Source organism: Saccharicrinis aurantiacus (genome assembly GCF_001660705.2).
GTDB lineage: Bacteria > Bacteroidota > Bacteroidia > Bacteroidales > Marinilabiliaceae > Saccharicrinis > Saccharicrinis aurantiacus.
This window is the reverse complement of record NZ_LYBV02000018.1, coordinates 17,522-43,325: the sequence shown is the minus strand read 5'-3', so window position 1 is coordinate 43,325 and position 25,804 is coordinate 17,522. Positions and strand designations below refer to the sequence as shown.

General features: G+C 37.0%; 16 protein-coding genes. 11 read left to right on the top strand and 5 right to left on the bottom strand.

Annotated features, from left to right (window positions below):
* Positions 1-33: 33 nt before the first annotated feature.
* The gene (locus tag A8B35_RS06885) at positions 34-519 is read left to right on the top strand and encodes a hypothetical protein (protein WP_171973166.1); all 486 of its coding nucleotides are present in this window, start codon (positions 34-36) and stop codon (positions 517-519) included.
* Between the two features lie 382 nt (positions 520-901).
* The gene (locus A8B35_RS06880) at positions 902-1,480 is read left to right on the top strand and encodes a methyltransferase family protein (RefSeq protein ID WP_068471871.1); all 579 of its coding nucleotides are present in this window, start codon (positions 902-904) and stop codon (positions 1,478-1,480) included.
* A gap of 71 nt (positions 1,481-1,551) precedes the next feature.
* Here A8B35_RS06880 and A8B35_RS06875 read toward each other — a convergent pair whose 3' ends face one another.
* Positions 1,552-3,024: a tetratricopeptide repeat protein gene (locus A8B35_RS06875; protein ID WP_068471869.1), complete on the bottom strand. Its 1,473-nt coding sequence runs from the start codon at positions 3,022-3,024 to the stop codon at positions 1,552-1,554.
* 158 nt (positions 3,025-3,182) lie between these two features.
* On the opposite strand from A8B35_RS06875, the gene A8B35_RS06870 reads away from it, so the two are divergent.
* The 8 genes from A8B35_RS06870 (at position 3,183) to A8B35_RS06835 (ending at position 16,438) form a co-directional block, all read left to right on the top strand.
* Entirely contained in the window at positions 3,183-4,709 is a 1,527-nt protein-coding gene (locus A8B35_RS06870) for a family 16 glycosylhydrolase (protein WP_068471867.1), read from the top strand.
* Between the two features lie 17 nt (positions 4,710-4,726).
* Complete coding sequence (locus A8B35_RS06865; RefSeq protein ID WP_068471865.1) at positions 4,727-5,974, top strand: family 16 glycosylhydrolase; 1,248 nt, start codon at positions 4,727-4,729, stop codon at positions 5,972-5,974.
* 4 nt (positions 5,975-5,978) lie between these two features.
* Positions 5,979-7,760 (top strand): arylsulfatase, encoded by a 1,782-nt coding sequence (locus A8B35_RS06860; RefSeq protein ID WP_068471951.1) that lies wholly within the window; start codon positions 5,979-5,981, stop codon positions 7,758-7,760.
* Positions 7,761-7,769: 9 nt separating this feature from the next.
* A complete protein-coding gene (locus A8B35_RS06855; protein ID WP_068471863.1) occupies positions 7,770-9,974 on the top strand; it encodes a glycoside hydrolase family 3 C-terminal domain-containing protein in 2,205 nt (734 codons plus the stop codon).
* A 66-nt stretch (positions 9,975-10,040) separates the two neighbouring features.
* Positions 10,041-11,333 carry a glycoside hydrolase family 117 protein gene (locus tag A8B35_RS06850; RefSeq protein WP_068471861.1) on the top strand — a complete coding sequence of 431 codons (1,293 nt, stop codon included), beginning with the start codon at positions 10,041-10,043 and terminating at the stop codon, positions 11,331-11,333.
* A 36-nt stretch (positions 11,334-11,369) separates the two neighbouring features.
* Positions 11,370-13,685: a family 43 glycosylhydrolase gene (locus A8B35_RS23560; RefSeq protein WP_222844111.1), complete on the top strand. Its 2,316-nt coding sequence runs from the start codon at positions 11,370-11,372 to the stop codon at positions 13,683-13,685.
* A 101-nt stretch (positions 13,686-13,786) separates the two neighbouring features.
* Complete coding sequence (locus A8B35_RS06840) at positions 13,787-15,064, top strand: glycoside hydrolase family 117 protein (protein WP_068471859.1); 1,278 nt, start codon at positions 13,787-13,789, stop codon at positions 15,062-15,064.
* 87 nt (positions 15,065-15,151) lie between these two features.
* Complete coding sequence (locus tag A8B35_RS06835) at positions 15,152-16,438, top strand: glycoside hydrolase family 117 protein (protein WP_222844110.1); 1,287 nt, start codon at positions 15,152-15,154, stop codon at positions 16,436-16,438.
* A 197-nt stretch (positions 16,439-16,635) separates the two neighbouring features.
* Here the strand turns inward: A8B35_RS06835 and A8B35_RS06830 are convergent, their stop codons facing one another.
* The 4 genes from A8B35_RS06830 to A8B35_RS06815 form a co-directional block, all read right to left on the bottom strand.
* A complete protein-coding gene (locus A8B35_RS06830; protein WP_068471857.1) occupies positions 16,636-17,346 on the bottom strand; it encodes a hypothetical protein in 711 nt (236 codons plus the stop codon).
* 645 nt (positions 17,347-17,991) lie between these two features.
* A complete protein-coding gene (locus A8B35_RS06825; RefSeq protein WP_068471854.1) occupies positions 17,992-18,381 on the bottom strand; it encodes a hypothetical protein in 390 nt (129 codons plus the stop codon).
* 43 nt (positions 18,382-18,424) lie between these two features.
* Positions 18,425-23,014: a TonB family protein gene (locus tag A8B35_RS06820; protein ID WP_075602593.1), complete on the bottom strand. Its 4,590-nt coding sequence runs from the start codon at positions 23,012-23,014 to the stop codon at positions 18,425-18,427.
* A gap of 1,473 nt (positions 23,015-24,487) precedes the next feature.
* Positions 24,488-24,892: an META domain-containing protein gene (locus A8B35_RS06815; protein ID WP_068471850.1), complete on the bottom strand. Its 405-nt coding sequence runs from the start codon at positions 24,890-24,892 to the stop codon at positions 24,488-24,490.
* Between the two features lie 136 nt (positions 24,893-25,028).
* Between A8B35_RS06815 and truA the strand changes: the two genes are divergently transcribed.
* Positions 25,029-25,793, top strand: a complete 765-nt coding sequence (truA, locus tag A8B35_RS06810) for a tRNA pseudouridine(38-40) synthase TruA (RefSeq protein WP_068471848.1) — start codon at positions 25,029-25,031, stop codon at positions 25,791-25,793.
* Positions 25,794-25,804: the final 11 nt, after the last annotated feature.

Here is a 25,804-nt window from a genome sequence, read left to right as displayed (position 1 = left end):
ATAGAAAAGACTATTACAAAAAATAGACTTGTATTGAAACGGAATATTCTTGAAACGGTTTTTGACTGGATTGCATATGTTTCAATGATTGTTATTTTTCCGATCATTGCGATATCAGGACCTTTTGTATATGCGGATAGTTTTAAAGAAGACTTTTGGGGGCACATAATTGGAATAATTCTATCAATTTGGCTTTCAATTCATATTATCATTGGGATTAATAAGTCTTCAAAGTTAACATTTGTAAAAGGGCTATGTGTAACAGAAAATAAGGAGGATGTGTTAGAAATTATATATCAAAATAGTTGGACTTTGCATCAAAAAAATAAGGACTCTTACATTATCGCTCCAGAAGGAATAAAAACACAATTAAATATCATTTTCAATAAGGAGGGTATTTTAGTGAATGTAATATCGTTTGGAAAAGGGGATATGATTTCTCCCTTTCGACAGTTAGCAAGGAGAAACTATATAAATACCATAAAAGATTATTTCGAAAAAAAGTACGCTTTACAATAAATAGGAATAATCGCTGGTTCAGCAAGACCCAGCGATTATTCGCGGTTGAACTATAACGCGTTTTTGATACCACCCAAGTATTTTAATCGGGTTTTAAAGTTCTTTATTAGATATTGGAATTCATTTTTCTAATCCGTGAAGGTTTTAGTTCAATACTTTGTATATATAATGGCCGAATCAGTCTGTGTTCGTGTGCTAGGTCGCTTTGGGAACACCGCCAAAATTTTGTTTCGACTAGCAAAAAAATATTAAGTTGCAACCAAAACAATAGCTTTGGCTAAGATGACGGTGGACAATAATGCTGGCGAAAATTGGTTACTATTCATACAATTCAACGTTGTTACGCATGCTCATGGGTGCATAGAAAAATAAATTTTAAGAGATGATTGAGAAAATCTATTTAGGGTTAGTTTTGATATTTTTTGTACTAGCTTTTGCTGTTCGGAATCTAAAAACTTATTTTGACACGAAAGAATCTATAAAAGGAAAGTCTTTGAAACTATCAATTTCGATATTCATCTCGACCTTTATTTATATTTTTATTTTTCTTCGACTTGTAATTCTTCAACCTTCTTGGATTCTTGAAATAGAGAATTCTACAATAAGTAATTTAAAGTATATTGGTATTGGATTAGTAACAATTGGTTTTGCACTGGGTATTTTAGCACTGATTGCTATGCGTAATTCTTGGAGAGTTGGAATTAAGTATGACCAAAAAACTGAATTAGTTAGTTCAGGGATTTACAGATTTAGTCGCAATCCATATTTCTTTTCATATAGTGTTCTTATATGTGGCTATTTATTGATTTTTCCTTCATTAATACTATTTATACTTTGGTTTTTGCTCGGAGTAACTTTTCATAAAATGATTTTAGAAGAGGAAATATATTTAGAATCTGTGCATGGTGAGCATTATTTGAACTATAAAAATAAAGTAAATAGGTATATAACATTTCGATAAAGAACAGTCCTACATTCTATATACAATGAAGCTCTGTCATGGCAAATCAACTTTAAACCAAAGCAATACAGCTAAATCCCCGCAATATAATTGCTCAAACTATCCTCTCTATTTAAATTCAGCTTTTTACGTATTCTCGATCGGCTCATGTGCACACTATTCTGCGATATACCCAAAATCTGAGCCATCTCTTTACTATCAAAGTTAAGTTTAATAAGCGCACAATGTTTAAGCTCAGTAGGGGTTAGGCCCGGAGCAATCTCTAGCAAACGCTCGTAAAACTGATTGTTTATTTGCGTAAACCTATCATGAAAATCGTTCCATAATTTTTTGCTGTTTTGCTCGTATTTATGCGCAAGGCTTTTGTGTTTATCTTTATCATTTTCTTTTACAAAGTCTAGTAACTCCTCTATGGTATGTTCTTTTTCTATCAGTTGTAAGGCATTAACGGCCAATTCTTTATTTTTTGTTTCTAGCACAGCTTCATTCTTCTTTTTAGTATGCTCTTGTGTTTGAGCCATACTGCGCATTTTAAATCGCATTTTTACCGTATAAAAAGCAATTATTGCAAGAACCAATAAAATGGCAATCAACAGTTTTAAGCGGAAACTCGCTTTGTTAATAGCTTCAATATGTAGGTTTTGTTCCTTTATGGTTTGTTCCTTCTTAAGTATGTCGTCGCTGTATTTACTTTTTAGTTTAAACAGTTCTTTGTTGTTTTCGCCAAGTATATTAAAAATACTATCAGAACAAGTGTTAGCTTCACTCATGTATTGGTAGGCCTTATTTTTGTTCCCCTTTTTATAATACAACTGTGCCAGGTTGTTTAACAACGAGGGTTTAATCATAGGGTGAATTTGCTGTTTATTTACTATATCTAAAGCTTTTTCAAAGTAATACTGAGCGCTATCCGTTTGATTGATGGCTAATTTTAACTCAGCTACATTATTAATAATAGCCACCTGATGATTGTAATTGGTATATTTTAATTCGGGTAAAATATCATTAAAGTATTCGGTAGCCTTCCCATATTCACCCATTCTTAAGAAATTACGGGCATACAGCGATTTTATATAATGAGGAATAAATTGCTTAGTGCTACGCAACAAACACGAGTCGAGATATTGCAAAGATGTATGGTATTCACCAATCTCAGAATACTGCGATGCTAAGGCGTGTAAACAAGAAATGGTGAGCTTTGTATTCTTCTGCTTTTTAGCTAAAGTTAAGCCTTTCTTCATGTGCTCAAGCGAAAGCTTGTTTTGTCCGAACTTACCATACAAAACGCCAAACTTGCGATAAATTAAAATTTGAGCCACAGTATCCTTCGTCTGTATAGCTTCGGGCAATATATTACTAAGTCGTTCAAAGGAGCTATTGAAACGTCCGGTTAACAAATCATCATTGGCCAATTCAATAATATTAAGGATAGAATTAGAGCTATTGCCTTGCGTATCCTCATTTGAATTTGCCTTTAAATTCCACAGGGGATAAATGATTAGTACGATGAGGGGTATTTTCTTTAATATATTACAATAGAGCATGTTGTAAGATTGTTGTTATTGTGTCGATGGCTTCAAATATAGTTATATTATAGTGGTTTGCAAGTGCAGTCAAGTTATATGCTAGCCCTACTGATTGCTCAAATAGCCTCACTAAGATAACTTTGGATAACAATTTTAAATCAGAAAAAAATTAATCTATGAAAAAAATCACACACGCTCACATACTCCTATTTTTCACTTTGGGGCTTTCGTTAAATTCCTTTGCTCAACTACCCTCTGAAATTGATCTCGATAATGGTTGGTACCTATCTTGGAACGATGAGTTTGATTATGAAGACAGCCAGCTCGATAATAATTGGATTTCACAAAATGGACCATCGGGAGGAATGGTTATTTGTAGTCGATGGCGAGAGAATGCTGTTGTGGCTAATGGAATTTTAGAGCTTCAGGCTAAAAAAGAAAACCGTGGTGGACAGGAATGGACTGCAGCTAGTATCTGGACAAAGGAGAAGTTTCATTATGGTTATTACGAGTGCAAGTATAAATATGCAGGCGCAACGGGTACTAATAATTCGTTTTGGATGTGGACTGGCTACGATATTCCTGAAGGAGAGAAGGCGGTTGAATTAGATCCTAATGAAGGACATTATCCGAATAAAGTAAATACCAATATTCATAATTGGACAGATAAGCATGAAGATGGAAGTCATGATATATGGCCAGAATACTTCGAGATGGGCGGCATTGAAAAGGAAGTTGCCTATACGCACAAACTTAGCACGCCAATAAACACCAATAAAATCAGGTTTTCATCAAATCATGGTTCTCATTTTCATATTGGCGAGTTCAGAGTATATGCACCCAATGCAAATGGTTATCCGAAAGATGCCACTGCTAATGGTGCAGATAACGAAGTAGATGGTTTGGTAAATCATTCAAGAGCCACAGGAACTACTTTTTCTGCCAGTGGAAATTATGTTATTGATGGTAGAAACACTAGTCCCGAAAATGTAGCCGATGGCGTCAATTTGGGTTCTGCGGCAAGCTGGATTACACAAAAAGAGGGTGAAAAGTGGTTAGAGATTTCTTTTTCAGAATCGAAAGAAGTTGGATGTATTCAGTTTACCAACGGTTGGTTAAGCGGATCTACATGGAAAAACTTGATTGACAATTATAAAATAGAATATCATAACGGACACGAGTGGGTAGAAATTGCCGACTTTAACATTGCTTATGGTGCAGATTTTTCAGAGGAGTTTCATACCGTAGGGATGTTATGGACAGAGGATGTAATTAAATACTATTTTGATGGTGAATTAATCAGAACCTTTCCGCACGATTTTGTAACTGCCGAAACCAAAATATATTTAAGCTTGGCTTTATTATCCGATGGCTTAGCAGGAGCTGTTACCGATGCCATTGATGGTACCAGTATGAAAGTGGATTATGTGCGTTATTACCAATATAACGAAAATACAAGTGTAGGGACCACCGCAGGCAATAAAGTGGAGGTGTTTCCAAATCCTGCCAGTAATCAAATTAGCTTTAAAGGAATATCACCTAATGATTCGCTTTCAATTTTTGATGCAACGGGCAATAGGTTAATTCATCACGATCAAGTAAATGAATCAACCATCAATATTGCAAGTCTGCCGCAGGGTATGTATTGCTATTTAATTGAATCACAGCACGGATCAAAGTCAGGAACATTCATTAAGAACTAGAAAATAAATCTATAATTATGCAAAAGGCATTTTCTTTAGTTATTGCGCTATTTTTAAGCACATCGTTTACATTAATATATGCTCAACTACCCGCCGAAATTGATACCACCAAAAATTGGTACCTATCGTGGAACGATGAGTTTAATTATCCCGATAGTAAATTAGATGATAGTTGGGATTCGCAAAACGGATCGAATCATCATATTCTGTGCAGTCGCTGGCGCGAGAATGCCGTAGTAAAGGATGGTTTGCTGCATTTAGAAAATAGAAAAGAAAATAAAGGAGGTCAGGAGTGGACTTCAGGTAGTATATGGACTAAAAAGCGATTCAAGTACGGATACTTCGAGTGCAGATATAAGTATGCAGCAGTTGAGGCTACCAATAACTCGTTTTGGTTAATGACTAGAGGTGCTGACCCGAAAGAAGGTAAGCGTTTTGAAATAGATATTAACGAAGGGCACTATCCTAACGAAATGAATACCAACATCCATCAATGGAGCGATTTTACTTATGATGAAAATGGTAAGAAAAAGCATTATTCATATCATAAAGCTTTCCCATTTGGTGCTAAACCTGGATATTCCATTCAATTAGAAATTCCGGTGAAAGCGCAAAAAGTACGATTACAATCAAATAATAACGCACGTTTTAATATTGGTGAGTTCAGGGTTTACGGCATCAACAACGGAAATTATCCTGATGTAATGTCGCCTACAGCAGATACTGATATTGCGGGTTTAATGAATCTGGCCACAGCCAAGGATGTGAAAATTAGCTCAAGTGGTTCGTACAAAAACAATAATTCAGAAAAGAATTTGATTGATGGTAAATGGAATACAAGCTGGAGCACACAAGAAAAAGGAAACAAGTGGATTGAGTTTGAATGGGATAACGAAATCACCATTGGTTGTATTCAATTTTTAAATGGATGGAGAGATAAGCATAAGAATTGGCACAACCTGCTTTCTGATTATAAGGTTCAATATTTCTATAATGGAAAATGGAACGATATTTCTGTGTTAGATGTATCTGAGGATTACAATTTTGGAGAAGAGTTTCATACTTATGGCTTATTGTGGGACGAAGAAAACATAGTTTTTTATTTCGATGGGCAAGAGGTACGCAGAGAGAAAAACGATTTCTGTTTTAGCGAATCACCCATATGGTTAAGTTTGGCCATCATTAAATGGTCAGGCCCAGTGACTGATGCCATTGACGGAACTAGCATGAAGGTGGATTATGTACGCTATTATCAAAAGAAATAATACTATGAAAAGGGTCTTATATCTAATGATTTTCCTTGGGTTTTTTGGTTCTACTTTTTCTCAAAAGGGAGATAAGCCCAATGTGATACTCATTCTTACCGATGATCAGGGAATAGGAGACATTGGCTGTCATGGAAATGCCTATATACAAACACCAAATCTCGATGCTTTTTACAAGCAATCGGTTCGAATGACCGACTTTCATGTGAGTCCGCTTTGTGCGCCAACGCGTGGCGCAATTATGACGGGGCGTTACCCTATAAATAATGGGGTTTGGGCTACCTATAAAGGTCGAGATGCTTTATTTGATGGCGCACCAACCATGGCTGATATGTTTAAGCAAAACGGCTACACAACCGCTATGTTTGGTAAATGGCATTTGGGCGATAATTACCCGGTGCGTGCTACTGATTGCGGATTCGATCATGCCGTATTTCACAAAGCAGGTGGAGTAGGAGAGCTTTCTGATTATTGGGGCAATAGCTATTTTGATGATACCTACTACGTAAACAATAAGCCGCAACAGTTCGAGGGTTATTGTACCGATGTTTGGTTTAACGAAACTATCAAGTTTATAAAGGAGAATAAGAACAAGCCTTTCTTTATTTACTTGCCTACCAATGCACCCCATAGTCCATTGATTGTGGATGAGAAATATGCAGCACCTTACCGATCAGAAGTAGGGAAAAACATATACAGCGCTGAGTTTTACGGAATGATTACCAACATAGATGAAAATTTCGGCAAGCTTGAGGAGTTTCTTAAGGAAATGGATTTGGCAGATAATACCATCCTGATTTTCACCACAGACAACGGTTCCGGAAATGGAGTCAGTAAAGATGGAAAGATTGGTTACAACATGGGCTTTAGTGGTAAAAAAGGCAGTAAGCTCGATGGCGGTCATCGTGTCCCCTTTTTTATTCGTTGGAAAGATGGCAAAATAAAAGGCGGTAAAGATATCCGTGAACTAACCGCTCATGTTGATTTGATTCCTACTTTAGCAGGATTGTGTAAGCTGAAGGTTCCTAAGACTATGGAATTAGATGGTCTTGATTTCTCACCTCTGTTACGTAAGGAGAGTGAAAATCTACAGCCAAGAAATGTATATGTACACCACCGTCAAGATTGGCGCCCGCCAATGGATATTGAGCAAACTTGCATTATGCAGGATGATTGGCGTTTGCTAAACGGAAAGCAGTTGTACAATATAAAAGACGATAGAAAGCAAAAGAATAATGTTGCCAATGAGCAAAGAGAATTGGTGATGCAAATGCTGAATGCAAATCAGGAATTCTTAGCAAAAGCAAAAGAAAACACCGAGTACAATGAGTTTACTTGCAACTTAATAGGCTACCCTGCACAAGAGGAAGTTACCCTAAGCATACAGCACGCCATTGGCGAAGACGGTGGAATTTGGAAAGCAGAACAAGTATGCGCTGGTAAAAGGAATAAGAACAACACCCACGCCATTAAAGTGGAACGCGACGGTAAGTATCAGATAGAATGTTGCCGTTGGCCCAAAGAATGCTCAGGGCCAGTGTGGGGTATTCCATCAGAAAATCCCAAAGGGATGTATACCTACCAAACCATTCATCCTGAAAAAGTAAGAATCAGAGTCGCTAATAAAATCCTTGAAAAAGCAATAACAGAAAAGGATGAGGCCGTAACTTTTACAGTGGATCTTGAAAAAGGAAAAACGCTTTTAGTTAATGATTTCATTGAAGGGAAACAGAACTATGGCGTATACTATACTTACATAAAATATCTAGGCAGCAACAATTTATAAAACATAATCATGTTGAGAAAAAATAAAAAATTACTACTAGCATTTATAACTTTGGTATTGTCAGTACCAATGTTATCGCAAGAAATCAATCAATCATACTATGACACAAACTTGCCTCTTGAAGAGCGTGTAGAGATACTAGTATCCCAGATGACTTTAGAAGAGAAAATTAGTCAAATGGGGAGTGCTTCCAAAGCCATTCCTCGTTTAAACGTGCCTGATTACCATTGGTGGAGTGAAGCGCTTCATGGTGTAGCGCGTAACGGAGAGGCAACTATTTTTCCACAGGCAATTGGTATGGGTGCTACATTTGATCCTGCTTTAATTCAAAAAATGGCAGATGCTATTTCCACAGAGGCCAGAGCTAAGTTTACAATTGCACAAGAAATGGGTAACCATAGCAAATATGCAGGTTTAACATTTTGGTCGCCAACGGTAAATCTTTTCAGAGATCCTCGTTATGGTCGTGGACAAGAGTGTTATGGTGAAGATCCATTGTTGATGTCGCAAATTGGTGTTGCCTTCGTTAAAGGTTTACAAGGTGAAGATCCGAAGATATTGAAAACGGCAGCCTGTGCCAAGCATTTTATAATGCACTCGGGACCTGAGCACGGCAAACTAGAGTTTGATGTGCAAGCGCCAAAACAAGATTTATATGAAACTTACTTCCCTGCTTTTGAGGCTTTAGTGAAAGATGCTAAGGTAGAAGGTGTAATGACGGCTTATAATATGGTTTATGGAAAGCCATCGTGTACCAGCGAATTTTTAGTAAAAGAAACCTTACGCGAAGAATGGGGTTTTGATGGTTATGTAACTTCCGATTGTGGTGCCATTGCAGGTGCAGCGGGTAAACAAGGCTATGCCGATACTCCAATGGATGCCGCGGCATTGGCTTTAAAAGCTGGCGTTGATTTAAATTGCGGTGGAACCTACCAAAAAAGCCTAAAAGATGCTGTAGCAAACGGCATGGTGAGCGAAGAGTTAGTCCACGAAAGAGTATCGCAGTTATTCAAAACGCGTTTCCGATTGGGATTATTTGATAACGACAAAAATCATCCATACAATAATATTAGTCCTGATGAGATACATAGTCAGGCACATATTGATTTAGCCAGAGAAGTGGCTCAGAAATCAATTGTATTATTAAAGAATAAGGATAACACTCTACCGCTTTCACCCAAAATTAAGATCCCATATATAACAGGACCATTTGCCAATTCTAACGATGTATTAATGGGTAGTTATTATGGCGTAAGTACAGGTTTGGTATCGGTTATGGAAGGAGTTGCAGGCGCCGTTTCTAAGGGAACTTCTTTAAATTACCGTACTGGTGCATTACCATTTCAAACTAATCCAAACCCTAAAAATTGGGGGCCTATGGTTGCCAAAGAGGCTGACGTTACAATCTGTGTAGTGGGAACAACGCGTTATCTCGAAGGCGAATCTGTTGATGCCATTGCTTCTACATGGCATGGGGATAAAGAATTTCTGACCTTACCAGAAAATCAGATAAACTACGTGAAGCAGATTATAGAAAAGAAAGGCGATAAGCCATTGGTATTGGTAATTGCAAGTGGAGGTCCTGTTTCCTTAGAGGGAATTGAAGAGCATTGCGATGCCATTCTTCAAATGTGGTATCCTGGCGAGCAAGGCGGAAATGCAGTAGCTGATATCCTTTTCGGAAAGGTATCTCCATCGGGTAAACTACCAATTACTTTCCCTAAAAACGTAGCACAATTACCACCATACGATCAGTACTCTATGCAAGGGCGTACCTATAAATATATGACTAAGGAGCCTATGTATCCCTTTGGTTACGGATTAACTTACTCTAAAACAACTTTCAGCGATTTAATTATTGAGGCAAGCAAACTTAAAAAAGGCAAGGACTTAAACATTCAGCTTGAAGTAAGTAATGCAGGAGATTTTGATATGGGCGATGTGGTTCAATTGTATATAAACCCAGTAAATTCTTCAGGTGGTATTCCACTAAAAAGCTTAAAAGCCTTTGAACGAGTATCTCTAAAAAAGGGAGAGAAGCAGACTATAAATTTTACGGTTAAAGCCGATGATCTTAAGGTTGTAAACAAGGAAGGAGAAAGAGTTTGGCACAAGGGCGAGTATAAAGTAGTTTTGGGTAATGCTTCTCCAGGCGAATTAAGTAAGCGCTTAGGAGCAAGCTTTGCAAAGGAGAGTACAATTATTTTGAGATAATATTCAAGGCAAAATGAAAAATAGTTAATTCGGTTTAAATCAATAAGAATTTAAAGGATTGAAAATATGAAAACTACAAAGTTATTAATACTTGGTGTTATCACCTTATTAGGGATATCGTGTACAACGAGTGAAAATAAAGAGATAGTTATCAAAGAAAACAAGGTATTTCCCCACGCAATGCCTGAGTCAAAACCTGATTTCGCGCTAAGTGCAGCGGCAGAGCGTATGTTTGATTATCCGGCACCACGCGTACAGGATAATGAATTGTTTTCGCAATTTAAATACACACGTTTAGAAGGTTTTGATTACAATGGCGGAGATGGAACCATCACGCGTCGTGATCCATCGCGACCTGTTTTAATTAATGGTAAATACTATATATGGTATACCAAACGCCATACAAAAGTGCCACCTCTTGGCTGGGGAGAAGCAGATCAGGCTACCGACGAAATTCCATCTACCGATTGGGATTTATGCGATTTATGGTATGCTACTAGCCAAGATGGTTTTAAGTGGGAAGAACAAGGCGTTGCTGTGGCTCGACCAAAGAAACCTGCTTTAGGTTGGCGTTCTGTGGCTACGCCTGACATTTTAATTTGGGAAGGAAAGTACTACCTATATTTTCAGGCATTTAACGAACCAAGCGGAACACGCGGCGATTGGTGCCCTATATCAATGGCCTATGCTGATTCACCAGATGGCCCCTGGACACACACAGGGAAAGAGTTAGTACCAAGAGGTAAAAAAGGAGAGTGGGATCAGGATCAGACACAAGACCCGCATCTTATTGTACGTGATGGTAAGATCTACCTTTACTACAAAGCAGCCTATAATAAATGGCCCGATAAGAGAGATAAATATGCAGTTGCCCACGGTCTGGTAATAGCTGATAACCCATTCGGACCTTTTGAGAAGCACCCACTAAACCCTGTACTAAACTCAGGACACGAGACTACTTATTTTCCCTTTAAAGAGGGTATTGCTGCCATTGCAATTAAGGATGGCAACGAAGCACAAACCATACAATACGCCGCCGATGGTGTAAATTTTGAGATTGCAGCAACCGTTGAGTTAACGCCAACTGCTTGCGGATTTTATACGCCAGATGCATTTACAAATACTGAGTATGGCCGAGGTGTAACCTGGGGTGTCTGTCACTTTATTAATGCAGCAACATCGCGCGATAGAAAACACTCTATCATTGCCCGTGTCGACTGTGATTTAAGTTTAGATGTAGATGAAAAATGGATGAAATCAACCGGAGTTTGGCACCGTCCTGAAGTTTATTTTAAACAAGGTTTGGGTGGTTTAAGAAAGAAACGAGAAGAAGCTGCAAAGCAATTAACGCAGCAATAGTTGTAAAAATTATATGCTATAATAAATACTTGATTTATGAAACAAATAGTAGTTACATTATTATGCATTATCGTAGTCATCAGTGTTCATGCACAAGAAGATTTTAATTTTGCAGAATTACTTCCTGAAAAGTTTGATAAAGCAAATATTATTCAGGAAGAGGATTACAATGTGTGGGGAACCAACATTTTAAAAGGAAAGGATGGTAAATACCATGCCATATATTCAAGGTGGTTAAAAAGTAGAGGCCACCATGGTTGGGTTACACATTCCGAAATTGCACATGCGGTTTCTGATCATCTTACTGGACCATACAAGTTCAAAAATTTAGTTTTGCCACCAAGAGGCAATCAATATTGGGATGGTGATTGTACCCATAATCCTCATGTGATAGAGTATAAAGGCAAATATTACCTATACCATATGGGTAACCGAGGAAGTGGTTATTGGGATAAAACTCCTGATGACAGAATGCCTTCAATTAAGAATGACCAAGAGTGGTGGATAAATCGCAACAATCAGCGTATTGGTTTGGCTGTGGCCGATGATTTAAACGGTGAGTGGAAACGTTTCGATAAGCCTTTGATTGATGTTACAGGCGATAGAATGATGACTTCAACGCCAACAGTAACACGCCGTAACGATGGTGTGTTTTTAATGGCCTATAAATATGTTGAGCCGCACCCAAAGTTTAAAAATGGTAAAGTGGTTCATGTAACCGCAACATCTCGTTCACCTCTCGGACCATTTACTGATACGGGTGAGCCTTTTATTGAGAAACCCAAAGCTTCATTTGCCATTGATGATCATGTAGAGTGGATTTATAACGGTAATTATTATTGCTTGGCTAAAGACTCGCGAGGCGTTTGGAGCGATTACCCCGATGGATCTACCATGTTATTTGAAGGCAGTGATATGGGCTTTGATTGGAAGCCTGCAAAGAACTTTTTGGTAATTAAAGCAGGTGAAATTAAATGGACGGATGGCACAGTAACCAAAACGGAAAGAACAGCAGATATGCCAAAATTCTATATGGAGAATGGTATGCCTAAGGCTTTGATTATTGCCATCTTGCCAAAAGGGAGTGAAATTTCGTATTCCTTGGTGATTCCTTTAAAAACGCCGAAGCCAAAAACTGAGGCTTTTCCATATCAGGTTACTGAGTATTCAAAAGATTACGAATTGAGTTCAGCTTTAGATCGCAGTTTTAATCAGTATCCATCGCATGTAAATGCTGAAAACGAACTTTACACGCAGTTTAAATATACCAAGCTTACGGGCTTTGATTATAACGATGGGGATGCAACCATAACACGTCGCGACCCTTCGAAGGTGCTTTTTGAAAATGGCAAATATTACGTGTGGTATACCAAGAGAGAGACTCCAATTGCTCCGGTAGGTCGCTTTTCACAAGATTATTCTGTGATGAAGACCGATGGAACTTGGAATGATACTATCCCTACAACCGATTGGGATTTGGCTGAGGTTTGGTATGCCACCAGCAAAGATGGTTTCCATTGGGAAGAGCAAGGTGTAGCCGTTACGCGTCCTGAGTATCCAATTCCGGGATGGAGAGCCGTGGCAACACCTGATATCTTAAAGTTTAAAGGCAAGTACTATATCTACTATCAGGCATTTACAGAGCCAAGCGGTGTGCGTGGCGATTATTGTCCGGTTGGTGTGGCTTACGCCGATAACATCAATGGGCCGTGGACGCATGTGAACGATGTGGTGATTCCTACCGGAGCCAAAGGAGAGTGGGATCAATTCGCCATTCAGGCGCCAACGCCATTGGTAAAAGATGGCAAAATATACGTGTACTATAAGGCAGCATTTAACCGCCCGCAAACGGTTTGGAGCGGTATTGGGTTAGCTATTGCTGATAATCCGCTTGGCCCATTTAAAAAGCATGCCTTGAATCCGGTTCAGAATTCAGGTCATGAGATTTGTTTCTTCCCTTGGAAAGAAGGAGTAGCATCATTAACCATTCGCGATGGTAGCGAGCATTTTACTATTCAGTATGCCGAGGATTGGGTGAATTTTGAAGTAATGGCCATTACCGAAATGATGCCAACAGGGCCAAATGCTTACATCCCTGATGCATTTACTGACTCTAAAGATGGAAGAGGAATTACTTGGGGTATTGGTCACTTTATCAATTTTAGAGGAAAGAATTCTAAAAGATGGCATTCTGAGCTGTACCGTTTCGATTGCGATTTGAGCAGAGATATGCACGATGAGGAAATGAAACACCATAACTTTTTGCGTAGTCCGGATGAGTATTTTAAATATGGATTAAGCGAAAAGCAACGCAAAAGAATTCAGGAAGACAATCAAAAAATAAATAAATAAACTGCCTCTGGGCAAGACCAGAGAGGTATTAAATACAGTATTTATAAGACAAGCCCCGAGGTATTAAACCTTTTGGCGGTGCCAATAAAAATTAAGAATATATGAATTTGACTAAGTTATTATCCATCGGCTTAATAGCCACAATGGGATTCTCGTGTACCACTAATGAGAAGAAGGAAGAAGAGAAAGCATCCGGTGTTTTTCCGCATGCAATGCCAGAAATTAAACCCAACATTCCATTGAGTGCAGCCATGGATAGGATGTTTGATTATCCTGCGCCGCGCGTACAAGATAACCCATTGTATACGCTGTTTAAATACTCTGAGATAGATGGCTTTGATTATAATGGAGGAGATGGTACCATCTCTCGTCGCGATCCCTCACGACCAATACTCGTAAACGGGAAGTATTATATCTATTATACCAAACGCCACACTATAGTGCCTCCTATTGGTTCGCGCAGAGCAGTCGAGGCTACGGATGAAATACCATCTACCGATTGGGATTTGTGCGATATCTGGTATGCTACAAGTAAAGATGGTTTTTCATGGGAGGAACAGGGAGTTGCCGTAAAACGCCCCCAAAAACCAACTCAGGGATGGCGTTCGGTAGCTACACCCGACATTTTAATATGGAAAGGTAAATACTATTTGTATTATCAGGCCTTTAGCGAGCCAAGTGGATTGCGTGGCGATTGGTGTCCGGTATCCGTATCTGTGTCCGATTCTCCTGAAGGACCATTTGAGTTGGGCAAAGCCAATGTAATACCTAATGGTGCCAAAGGAGAGTGGGATCAGGATGTAATTCACGATCCTTTTCCAATAGTATTTAATGGTAAAATATACTTGTATTACAAAGGAACCTACAATAAATGGGAAGACAAAAGAGATAAATATGCAGTGGCAGTAGGTTTAGCAATAGCCGAAGATCCGCTTGGGCCATTTGAAAAAAACACCCTCAATCCTGTGTTAAACTCTGGGCACGAAACTTGCTTTTTCCCTTATAAAAGTGGCGTAGCAACAATAGTTACCCGCGATGGAAACGAGCGCGAAACGGTTCAGTATGCCGAGGATGGTGTAAACTTTAAGGTACAATCAGCTATTTCTTTACCACCCATTGCTGGCGGACCATATACACCCGATGCTTTTACCAATTCAGACAATGCAAGTGGTATAAAATGGGGTGTTTCACATTTTACCAATCAAGGCCAACGAGGAAAAGGTTATTCAATTATTGCACGCTTCGATTGTGATTTAAGTACGGATGAACCAGATAAGTTTTTTAAAGGATCTAATGTATTTCATAAAAGCGATGTATACTTTAAGCAAGGATTAGGCGGAAAGAAGAAAAGTATAAAAGCAGCTACAATGGTTAAGTAGGCTCTTTAGGTATAAGCCTGAAGGCTGAAGGCCAATACGTAATACTAATTATATCAATAGCGATTTACGATATAAAAAGAAATTATCATGATAAAACTAATAAGTAAAGCATCGTATGCAATATTAGCCCTCGGCTTAATGGCATCCTGTGCACAGCAGAAGCATGAGCAAAAGGAAGTCTCGAACGGGGTATTCCCCTTTGCGATGCCTGATGAAAAACCAAATATCCCATTAAGCGCATCATCTGAACGGATGTTTGAGTACGAAACAAAACGCGTACAGGATAACGAACTGTTTTCGCAATTTAAATATACTCGTCTTCAGGGCTTTGATTATAATGGAGGTGATGGAACTGTTTCGCGTCGAGATCCGTCACGACCTATTTTAGTGGATGGTAAATATTATATATGGTATACCAAAAGGCACACCATTGTTCCCCCAGTGGGCTGGGATAGAGCTAAGGAAGCCACCGATGAAATACCATCTACCGATTGGGATTTGGCCGATATTTGGTACGCCACAAGTGCCGATGGTACTACCTGGAATGAGATAGGGCCAGCGGTTACGCGCCCTGCAAAACCAAAATCGGGATGGCGTTCGTTGGCTACGCCTGATATCTTAGTGTGGCAAGGAAAATACTATTTATATTACCAGGCCTTTGATGAGCCAAGTGGTTTGCGTGGCGACCTTTGTCCGGTTTCAGTTTCTTATGCCAATTCTCCCGATGGACCATGGACACATGGGGGAGATGCCGTAATTCCGTTTGGTAAAGAGGGCGAATGGGATCAGAATGCAACACATGATCCGCATCCTATTATTTTCAATGGTAAAATTCATATTTACTACAAGGCGGCCTATAATAAGTGGCCCGATAAGCGCGATAAATATGCAGTTGGTCATGGTTTAGTTACCTCTGATAATCCGCTTGGTCCTTTCGAAAAGCATCCTTTAAACCCGGTAATGCAATCTGGGCACGAAACTACTTATTTTCCTTTTCGGGATGGGGTAGCTACCATTGTTATTAAAGATGGTAATGAGCGCGAAACTATTCAGTTTTCAGAGGATGGCGCAAATTTTAATATTGCTTGTTGTATTTCGTTTGCACCAACAGCAGCAGCGCCATATATACCAAACTTATTTGAGAAAGAAGGTGGTAATCGTGGTTTTACTTGGGGATTAAGCCATTTTGTAAATGCAGGTACCCCTGAAAAGTGTTATTCGATCATGGCTCGCTTCGATTGCGATTTAAGTTTAGATAGTAACGAGCCTGGCTTCAAAAAGACTGGTGTATGGCACCGACCAGAAGTTTACTTCGAACAAAGTATGGAATCGCTTTATAATCACCCTGAAGGGCGCTATAAGAAGGATAAATAGAATTCTACTGTAGCATAATATCAACAAAGCCGCACTTTTGAAATGCGGCTTTGTTGTTTTATTTATAGGCCAGAGGCCTTATGTGTTATTACATAGCTAGAGGCATACGCCGAACGATTTGCATGGTTTGGTTACTATGCTGAGGGGGTGATAACTTTAAACAACTTCATTAAGCAATGGTTTTGAGATTAATTAATTTAATGTCGGAAATGCACTTTAGCAACCGTATTATAGCAGTTGGTACATTGATAATATAAAAAAGTATCGCCATCTAAATATATATTAATACCCTTGCTAATATTATCAACATTATATTGTATATGAATACATCTATTTTCGTTAGGGTTGTTTTCACCTACTACTTGTTTAATATTATTAATTTCCACGTCAAAACCTTCCTTAAAATATAGTAAAGCTTCTATTTTACTTGTTATTGTAGTTTCTCCTTTTTGCTTATCTAACAATATGTTAAATTCGTAAATGGGTGCTCTAATCTCTCCGTTTTGATATGCCCCTAAATCACCTTTGCTATAAGTGGATGCTATAACGCCTGAATAAAAAAAGATGGTAGTAGGAAATAGTTCTGTTATAATAGGTGGCAGTTTATTAATTCGATTAAAAAAGAATATTCCATATTCATTACTGTAATAACCGTTTCCATCTGCCTCTAGTCCTTCAGTTAGTATTTCTAATAAATCGCTTGGTAGCTCATTACTACCAAATTTTAAGTTGACTTCTGAGTTTATAATAACTTCTTCATCATTTTCAATAGTCGTAGCTACTGTGTTTGTACTTGTTTGCGGTTGTGCATCTAACTTTTTTGCGCTGTTAGTAGTATGCTTGGTGGTTTTGCAACTTGTTTGAAGTACCATTAATAATAGCACTAGTTGCCAATAGCTATATTTCATTATTTAGCGTTTTTTAATTCGTTAATTTCTTTCTTTCTTCATTTCTATCATATACAGCGTCATTTCCTCCTACTAGCGCGAGCTTTTAGCTCGTGACTACAGACTTATCCAACTTTGAAAAGTTAAGTTAGTTGGCATCTTTGTAACACTACTATATTTCCAATATTCAGGTTCTTTTAATTATCTTAATAATACAGGGTTATTATGTATATTATTTTTTGCTAAGATAGTACAAAACCTATATGTCTGAGATACTACACAGACCTATGTGTTTAATAGAAGCACGAGTTACAAACTTGCAGCCTATGTTATTAAGTTAAGAGAATCTTAGCGCCTCGTTATCGCGAATGCAATGTGGCGATCTCTTAATCAAAAACAGTATCTATGAACCGCATACCAACGCGCTGAAAATATGATTAACCAAATGACATTGAACCGCATTAACAGAAGTCGATAAGGAGTGTTTATTGTTGAGTTATGAGCCGTCCTAGCTACTTTGATGCAAAGCCATTGCAACTCTGTAGGAAGTTTGCATCCGCAAAGTAAAAAACTCAGCATCCGGACGATTATGCCTAGAATCCATATGAAAATTTTGACCTGCGGATTCTAGTTATAACCTCATGGCAGTGAGGCTATTTATTATCTTTATTCTAAACACTGTACCTCAAATTCAATCACTGTTCCTTCTTTCTTTTTATATAAAAAAAGATTATCTGAATAAGGTTTTCTCGAAATTGAATCTCCTTTTTCTAAAAACCTATAAAGAGAATATGCATTCTGATCTAAGCTAAATGACCTCAGACTTTTTTTTAACCTAACTTCATTAGAATAATAGAAAATAAGTGTTGTTCCTTTATAATCTTTATAATGATCAATTATAACGTTTATTGATTCATTCATTTTTAAAGGAGGAAACTCATTAAATACACCATTGGTTTCCTCTGTAGCTAAAACAAATGCAAGTAATATACCGCTAATTAAGAAAATTATTCCAAATTTAAAATATTGTTCTTCCTTTTTTAGTTTGGTTTCCATATTTGTATATCTATTGTTTAATAGTATCTCAATAAATTATTACTTAGTAAATATAAATTTGTTCTCCTTGCAACCATTGTTTGTGTTCGTTGGTATAATACAGATATGCAGAGCTAGCCGAAGCCTTAAATATTCCTTTGTATTCAGTTTTAAGATATAGGGGAATATTAATTTCCTGCATTAGTGATAGACTAGAAAAATACAATACCAAATAGTTGTTGCGAACTTCGTAATAATCTATTTTCTCTTTCTCTACAAGTTCTTTAAGCTGATAGGATTGTAAGCTTAAACCGCTTGGAATACCAATTTTTGCAATAGCCATTGGAGTAACTTCATCGCTTTTATTCTTTAAGCTCACAGTCATTCTTGCCAAGTCGCCTAAATTATATTTGTCAGCATTCATCCGTGTTTTTAAACTCAGTATGCAATTTTCTGAGTTGGCAGGTGTTTCTTTTCTATAGTTTACAATTAGATTGTAGGGTGTAGTATAGTTGGTATCCTTAAACGATACTTTACATTGGTTAGACCCTATATTTAATGTGCTTTGTAAGTTTGTAAACTCAATTGGTACCGAGGTATTACTCGAATAATCCATTTCATATAGCTTATTATTCAGTTTCATAAGTAATGAATTACTTCTAGTTTCTTTATCAACAAGCTTAGCGTAGCTACAGAGCGCTTTTAATGCCATAATGGTAGCTTGCGATGAGCCGAACCCACCATTTTTTCTCGATTGGGCAATATAATTGATACAAAGCTGAGAATTTACGCCAGATGTTTTATTAAGTTTAAGTTGCGCGAGTAAATAGAGCGATGCTGTTTCTACTTGCAACGAATGCCCACGTGAGCGTGTAATAGATTCTTTAGCAGGTAATTTTCCGAAACCATGGTTTCTAATCTGTTTGTCAAGTATATCTGCCAAAATGTTGGCTTCTTCAAGTTTATTCAAATTAATGGCAGTATTAAGGCTTAGAGCTAATATATATGTATCGTTAAGTTTTAAGGCATTTTTGTATGCAAACTTAAATTCTTTATTAATATGGTGGTAATTGGCCTCTGATAGAGCATATAAAATGTAAGTATTCTGAACTTGCTCAGTTGCACGCGAAAACTGCCTGTCGTGTTTGCGAGAATAGAAACCTCCTTTTCCATCACGTAAATTTAGTAACCAATTAGCAGTTCTATCTATTAGTTCTGGATCAACACCATTATATACCTTCTTCATATCGGTAAATTCTAAAAGTGCATAAGCTGTTAAACCCTTATGTGCAGGGGCTTTACCGAACCACTCAAAGCCATTTTCAGAAGTTTCGTAGTTTACTAACTTTTTATATGCCTTGCGAGTTAAGTTTAGTGCCCTATTTTGAGCCTTTACATTGCTTGAGTTTGTACTCTTAAGATAATCGAGAACCAATAAATTGGGATAGGCTTTGGCCGAGGTTTGTTCAAAACAACCATGCGGCTCTCTAATTATAGACTCTAAGCCATCAAATAGTGCAGAGATTTGAGAAGGGTAGGCTTTAAAGCTAGCATTTAAGGTAGATGGAATATGTTCTTCCAGATCAAAAACGAAAGTAGTATCAGGATTATTAGATGAGAAATTTAACTGTTGAGGAAATCCATTCTCAAAAATACATGTATTTATTGAAACCCTATCATTGAATCTATTCTTCACATCATTGATTGTAGCAACTATGTTTAAATGCTTAATCGCTTTTAAAGCTTCGTACTTAAACCAAATAGTTTTTGTTGAATGTGCATTAATTTCTATTATAGAATCAGTCGTAATTTTTAAATAGTCATTTGCATTATCATTTCGGTTATATCTTTTACACAAGATAGATAAATGAGTCTTATTATTTTCGTTAGTAGTGTTGGTAATGGTAAAAGGCAATTCACCTTTATCGTTAACACGCATGAAAGTTGGTACTTTAGCCTCAATGCTCATAGGTAGTTGTGTATTAATGTGTGTAATTCCGCTACCTATGTAATTATTACTAGAAATACCTTCTGCACTTATTTCAAAACCTCCAATATTATCTGTAGTATAAAACTTTACTTGAGCTTTGCCATTATCGTTTGTTATAATTTGAGGATTCCAGTATATGGTTGATTTTAAATTATTACGCTTGTTACCTATATTGTAAGAACCATATTGATGCGAATAAAACTCTCGTGATTCATAATAGTCCCCTGATTTTAATAATTGAAAATACAAATGATAATCATGTGGTCTATCATCAGTATCTAGCTTGGTATTATCTAAAACAAAATTTATAGGTACCGTGTAAGATACCTTTACAGGTTTCCCTCTTTGTTTACCAGGTTTCCACTTAGGCATTTGGCTCACCACCCTTACGGCTTCAGAATCTAATGCAGGATGTATTCCTCTTGCGATTTTAACCTGAGTGATAGCTCCACTTTCATCAACAACAAATTGTATGTATACCCGGCCTTGAATACCAAGTTTGTAGGCGCCTCTTGGGTAAATGGTATTTTCAGTAATGTATTTTCTGAGTTCATTATCTCCACCTGGATATTCAGGCATCTCTTCAACGATAAAAAATACAGGATTTTCATCTTCTTCATTTTCTTCGAGAGTGCTGTCAAATTCAATTTCTAAATCAGAGTCTACTTCTACTTCGGTATCTTCAATTTCAATTATATTTTGATCCAATTCCAGATCATCGTCTATTCCGGTTTCTATTATTTCATCAGTATTAAGAACCTCATCAGCTATAATTGCCCTATCAATTAAGCTTTCTTCATCAACTGAAAGCTGCCTGGTGATTGGAACTTCATCAATATTGTTAGGTAAGTTATGCTTAGAGTAGCTATATACATGCTTTGAAATTATTTTGTTTTGGTTGTTCTTTGTTTCTAAAACTAAGAAGTCATTTATCACTATATCAGTAAATATAAACTCGCCGTTTTTATTTGTTGTAATAGTATCGTTTTTACCCTTTATCCAAATTTTATGATTTGGCAATGGGCGAGCATCGTAGTCGTACAATGTGCCTTTTATATAAGCTTTTTCTATTGGATACTTAGTTTTGCCATCGGGTATAATAAACTTTCTCCACCCCTGAGTTAACAGCAGATAATTTAGGGCCTTGTTTGCTTTCTCTTCTGAGTCGTCAAAGTAAAATGCAGGATCTTCTATTTCTCCATTAACCTCCGACTTCAATAATAAATTAGCGATTATATCACCTTGTTTATCATTAGCAAATGCTATTGTTTTGTTATCTGCCACAGCCAATGCCAAGTCTGTTTTAATACCAACGCCATTCTCATCGGTAGTTACAATATCAAGTGTAACTTCATCATGTGGGTTGTAACTTTGTTTATTTGGGCTTATAATAATCTTCGTTGTTTTGTTGTTGTTGATATATATTAATCTTTCGCAATAGCCTGTTTTGCCTTCATATAAACTTAAGCGCAGTATTCCGGCAGGCATATCACTTGTAGGAATAATAATGGAATTGTTGCCCCTTTCAATACTGTAATCTTTTTTGAAGTAGCATATGTTTTTAACATATCCTTTTAGGGTAATGGTCGATTTGCTTTTGGTTGAGAATATATCTGCTTTTATCGTATTTTGGGTTGGTTCTAATTTAAGTGCATAGTAGGAATCTGAAAACTCAGGCAGGGTATAGCTTGTTGTAATTCCTGTTGGTTTTGTAATTATTGCAGTGTATCTTTTGTTTTTATTGCCTATAATATCAAAGGCACCCATCCCATTATGAAAGCTCTTAAAATCGCAAATTGTAGTTCCGTCATCATCTAATATTACCCCTTCAATATCACTAGGCTTATTATGCTTATCCAATGCCTTAAAAGCGATGGTGCTATTTGTATTTGCAAGCCAATGACCTCCTTCAGGATAAAAAGATAGGTCAATTTGTTCTATGTTGATAGGTACTGTTCTCGATATGGATTCAGTTTTGCCTTCGTTATTAATACGGACGTTTAATACAGCATCATTAGTGTTTAACTCCTTAGGGAGTTTAAAGGTAATTTGTGCGCTACCATTATTAGCAATACAAGAGTCGCTCAATATATCTTTTCCTGCTATAGATATGGTATACTGTATAGGATCTTTAGTTTGTACTATGTTATTATAAGGATCTTTAAGAGATAGGTTAGCGGTTACCATTTCGCCTGCTCCATAACCTTTATTATTAAACTCGAGGTTTAGTAGATGAGTTGTGAAATTAGTGTTTTGTACAAATAAATCCTTTTCAAAATAATTAGGAGAGGTGCAGTTTTTCATCCATTGGGTATAAGCTTTTATTTTATAAATACCTCCAGGTTGCCGTGTGTCAAGCATAAATTCTCCTTTACCTCGCCCACCAATAGTTAAAACTTTCAGCTTCTTTAGAGTATTTCCATCAGGAGCAATTAATTCTACATTTAAAAAATCACTTGTCTTACTTAAATTCGCAATGTTTCTATCAACGACCCATGCACTAAACCAGATTGTTTCACCAGGTTTATAAAAGGGTAAATCAGTTTTAATATAAACTTGTTCCTCGGCTTTAATAGCAGTACAATCTTTATTGTTTGAATTCTGACTAAGTGAACTTGTTAGAGATGATAGAAGTATGATGATCAGGCTTATTACTATTTTCATTATTAGACGAGTTTTTAGTGCTTGAATATAAGTAATTAAACAGTACACAGTAGTTTCTATTAAATAAAAAAAGCTATCTATTTCAAGATAACTATTAGACTTGTTAATCAGTTTAAGGCTATACATGTAATGAGGGGTAGTACCAATATAAACTAATATTTGTGGTTTTAGCAGGAACGTAAATCATATTACTATTATCATTGTATGAGGATAGAAGCAGAAGATAAAGGATAAATCCTTTCTGTGGTTGATGGATTTTTTAAATATTAAACTTAAAAATAACGCTACGCTATAAGCAACTTGCAAACTGCCTTATGAAACTAAATCCGCACTTAAAAAATGAGGCTTTGTTGTTTTATTTACAGGCCAGAGACCTTGTGCAACGACGTAGCCAGAGGCATACGCCGAACGATTTACATTGTTTAGTTACTATGCTCATCGAGGAAGGTTATCTGTACTTTGATTTACGCTACAATAATCAAATCGCACCATATGCTAGATCTTGAATAAGAACAAATTTGGCAAGTCTCATTTGCTACTTATGGTGAAGGTGATGAAATAATTACTTTGCCGATGTATCTAGAAGTGATTATAGACTAGTTCTTGATAAATTATAAAGGTTGCTCTTAAGGAGCGGCCGTAAATGCTATAAAAGCTGTTATGCGAGGGTTTAAACCTTGTGTAATTGTTTTTTTGTGTCATCTCGCCTGATGGGCTAAATTAAGTATTAGATCTTCTATTTTTAGGGATGGATTGTGCGTAATTTATATTTGCCTGCCGGTAGTTTGCATCAGCTTGTCGGTAATTTATATGGGATGGCTTTTAATGCTACCTTGCTTACGCGTAAATCACACGCGCTGGTGTGTATTTTGTATTAGATGTTGCTTAGTTTACACTGGATTGCCCTCAGTTTACATTGGATGGTGTGTGTTTTGTATTGGCGCTCGCCTTATAAACACTGGGTTTTAATAAAAAATGGCTGTTTGCTTTTGTATTGATTATTGCTCGCAACTTTCTATGGAATGGCTAAACTTTGCTAGATGGCTTTTGCTAATGTTATGCCACCAACTTACTGACTTTATGCCAATGTGCGGCCCTGATAGGAGTGGCAGCCCTTTGTGGTTTGGATTTAGGCAGCTTTAAGTGGCGGATGCGACCGCAGGAAGCACACGCACGCTTTAGGCTGACTTAAGCTAAAACATAAAGGCTAAAACGCATAGCAGGATATGGCGCCCCAATGCGTACTTTAATAATGCCCCTGTAGCACCCGCTTTTAGCTCGTGAATAAAGACTTATTCAACTTTAATTACGCTAATTTCCTTGGGGATTTAACAACAGAAGCCTTGTAACATTAACATTACAAGGCTTCTTATATTATTTCAGCTAGTGCCATAAGCAACTTATAATACCACATAAAATAAAACCCGACAAACAATGAAGCTCGTCGGGTTTATTTATTTGGTAAGTAGTCGTTTACTCTTCTTCCACTAATTCAAAAACAAAAAGAGTCATATCTCCATTAAACAGAAATAACTTATCTCCTTTAATTTTGTATGAATCTACTTCTGAGATTTTAGCATCAACTTCTTGTTCAGGTACGCCATTGCAAAACATGCGTGTTCCCATTAGCACTTCCATCGAAATTTTGTTTCCGTCAACTTCTAATTTTCCGTTAACCTGATTACAACCGTTGTTTCCACCGAATGTACCCTCGTCAGGATTAAGGTTAAAAGCAGGGGTTTTTACATTAAAAACTTCATTATCAATAGGAGAACCTAGAAACTCAACCATTTTCCAGTTGTTTTTTAAAGGAGCTCCGGTATTACATGCTACTAAAAGAGTAGAGAAAAGTGCTGCAATAAATAATAATTTCTTCATTTGTGTGTAGTTTTAATAATCTAGTTTATGTTTTTTATGTACAAGAAAAAACTATGCCAAAAATTACAAATTGTACTATTAAATGTGACATTCATGTGCTTTCTTTGCAGATATAATTTATTAATAGATTTTCGTAATGGCAAGGTTTTTTATTGAAATGGCTTATAATGGCAAAAATTATCACGGTTGGCAGGTGCAGCCTAATGCGATTACTGTGCAAGAAGTAATGGATGATTGCCTTAATAAGATACTTAGGGAGGCCGTAAGCATTGTGGGATGTGGCAGAACGGATACAGCAGTGCATGCTTCTTATTTTGTGGCTCATTTTGATAGCGAAAAAAACGAGATTGATGAACAGCACTTTTGTTATAAAATGAATCGTATTCTACCCAAGGATATTGCTGTATATTCTATTACTAAGGTAGATAATGAAACGCATAGTAGATTTACGGCTACCAGCAGAAGGTATGAGTATCATATTGCCGATTACAAAACGCCCTTTAATCATGAGTTTTCTTATTTACCTTATTATAAATTAGATTATGACTTAATGAATGAGGCTGCGGCACTTTTATTTAATTATATAGATTTTACAAGCTTTAGCAAATTACATACCGATGCTAAAACAAATAATTGTAAAATTTACCAAGCGCAATGGGATAAGGTAGGAGATAAGTGGATATTTTCGATTAAGGCCGATCGTTTTTTGCGTAATATGGTACGGGCTATTGTGGGTACTCTTTTGGAAGTAGGAAGAGGCAAAATTGGTTTAAAAGAGTTTGCTAGTATTATTGAGCAAAAGGATAGGGGTAAAGCAGGTTCATCGGCCCCAGGCAATGCACTCTTTTTGGTTGATGTAGAATATCCCGATAACTTGTTTAAGTCAAAACATTTAGTGTAATAAATTTTTAT

Bases quoted from the DNA above. Each gene is read 5' to 3' on its own strand.
- A8B35_RS23560 (WP_222844111.1), top strand. From the start codon at position 11,370: ATGAAACAAATAGTAGTTACATTATTATGCATTATCGTAGTCATCAGT.
- A8B35_RS06835 (WP_222844110.1), top strand. From the start codon at position 15,152: ATGATAAAACTAATAAGTAAAGCATCGTATGCAATATTAGCCCTCGGC.
- A8B35_RS06855 (WP_068471863.1), top strand. From the start codon at position 7,770: ATGTTGAGAAAAAATAAAAAATTACTACTAGCATTTATAACTTTGGTA.
- A8B35_RS06815 (WP_068471850.1), bottom strand. From the start codon at position 24,892: ATGAAGAAATTATTATTTATTGCAGCACTTTTCTCTACTCTTTTAGTA.
- A8B35_RS06880 (WP_068471871.1), top strand. From the start codon at position 902: ATGATTGAGAAAATCTATTTAGGGTTAGTTTTGATATTTTTTGTACTA.
- A8B35_RS06860 (WP_068471951.1), top strand. From the start codon at position 5,979: ATGAAAAGGGTCTTATATCTAATGATTTTCCTTGGGTTTTTTGGTTCT.
- A8B35_RS06820 (WP_075602593.1), bottom strand. From the start codon at position 23,014: ATGAAAATAGTAATAAGCCTGATCATCATACTTCTATCATCTCTAACA.
- A8B35_RS06870 (WP_068471867.1), top strand. From the start codon at position 3,183: ATGAAAAAAATCACACACGCTCACATACTCCTATTTTTCACTTTGGGG.
- A8B35_RS06850 (WP_068471861.1), top strand. From the start codon at position 10,041: ATGAAAACTACAAAGTTATTAATACTTGGTGTTATCACCTTATTAGGG.
- A8B35_RS06825 (WP_068471854.1), bottom strand. From the start codon at position 18,381: ATGGAAACCAAACTAAAAAAGGAAGAACAATATTTTAAATTTGGAATA.
- A8B35_RS06875 (WP_068471869.1), bottom strand. From the start codon at position 3,024: ATGCTCTATTGTAATATATTAAAGAAAATACCCCTCATCGTACTAATC.
- A8B35_RS06865 (WP_068471865.1), top strand. From the start codon at position 4,727: ATGCAAAAGGCATTTTCTTTAGTTATTGCGCTATTTTTAAGCACATCG.
- truA (WP_068471848.1), top strand. From the start codon at position 25,029: ATGGCAAGGTTTTTTATTGAAATGGCTTATAATGGCAAAAATTATCAC.
- A8B35_RS06830 (WP_068471857.1), bottom strand. From the start codon at position 17,346: ATGAAATATAGCTATTGGCAACTAGTGCTATTATTAATGGTACTTCAA.
- A8B35_RS06840 (WP_068471859.1), top strand. From the start codon at position 13,787: ATGAATTTGACTAAGTTATTATCCATCGGCTTAATAGCCACAATGGGA.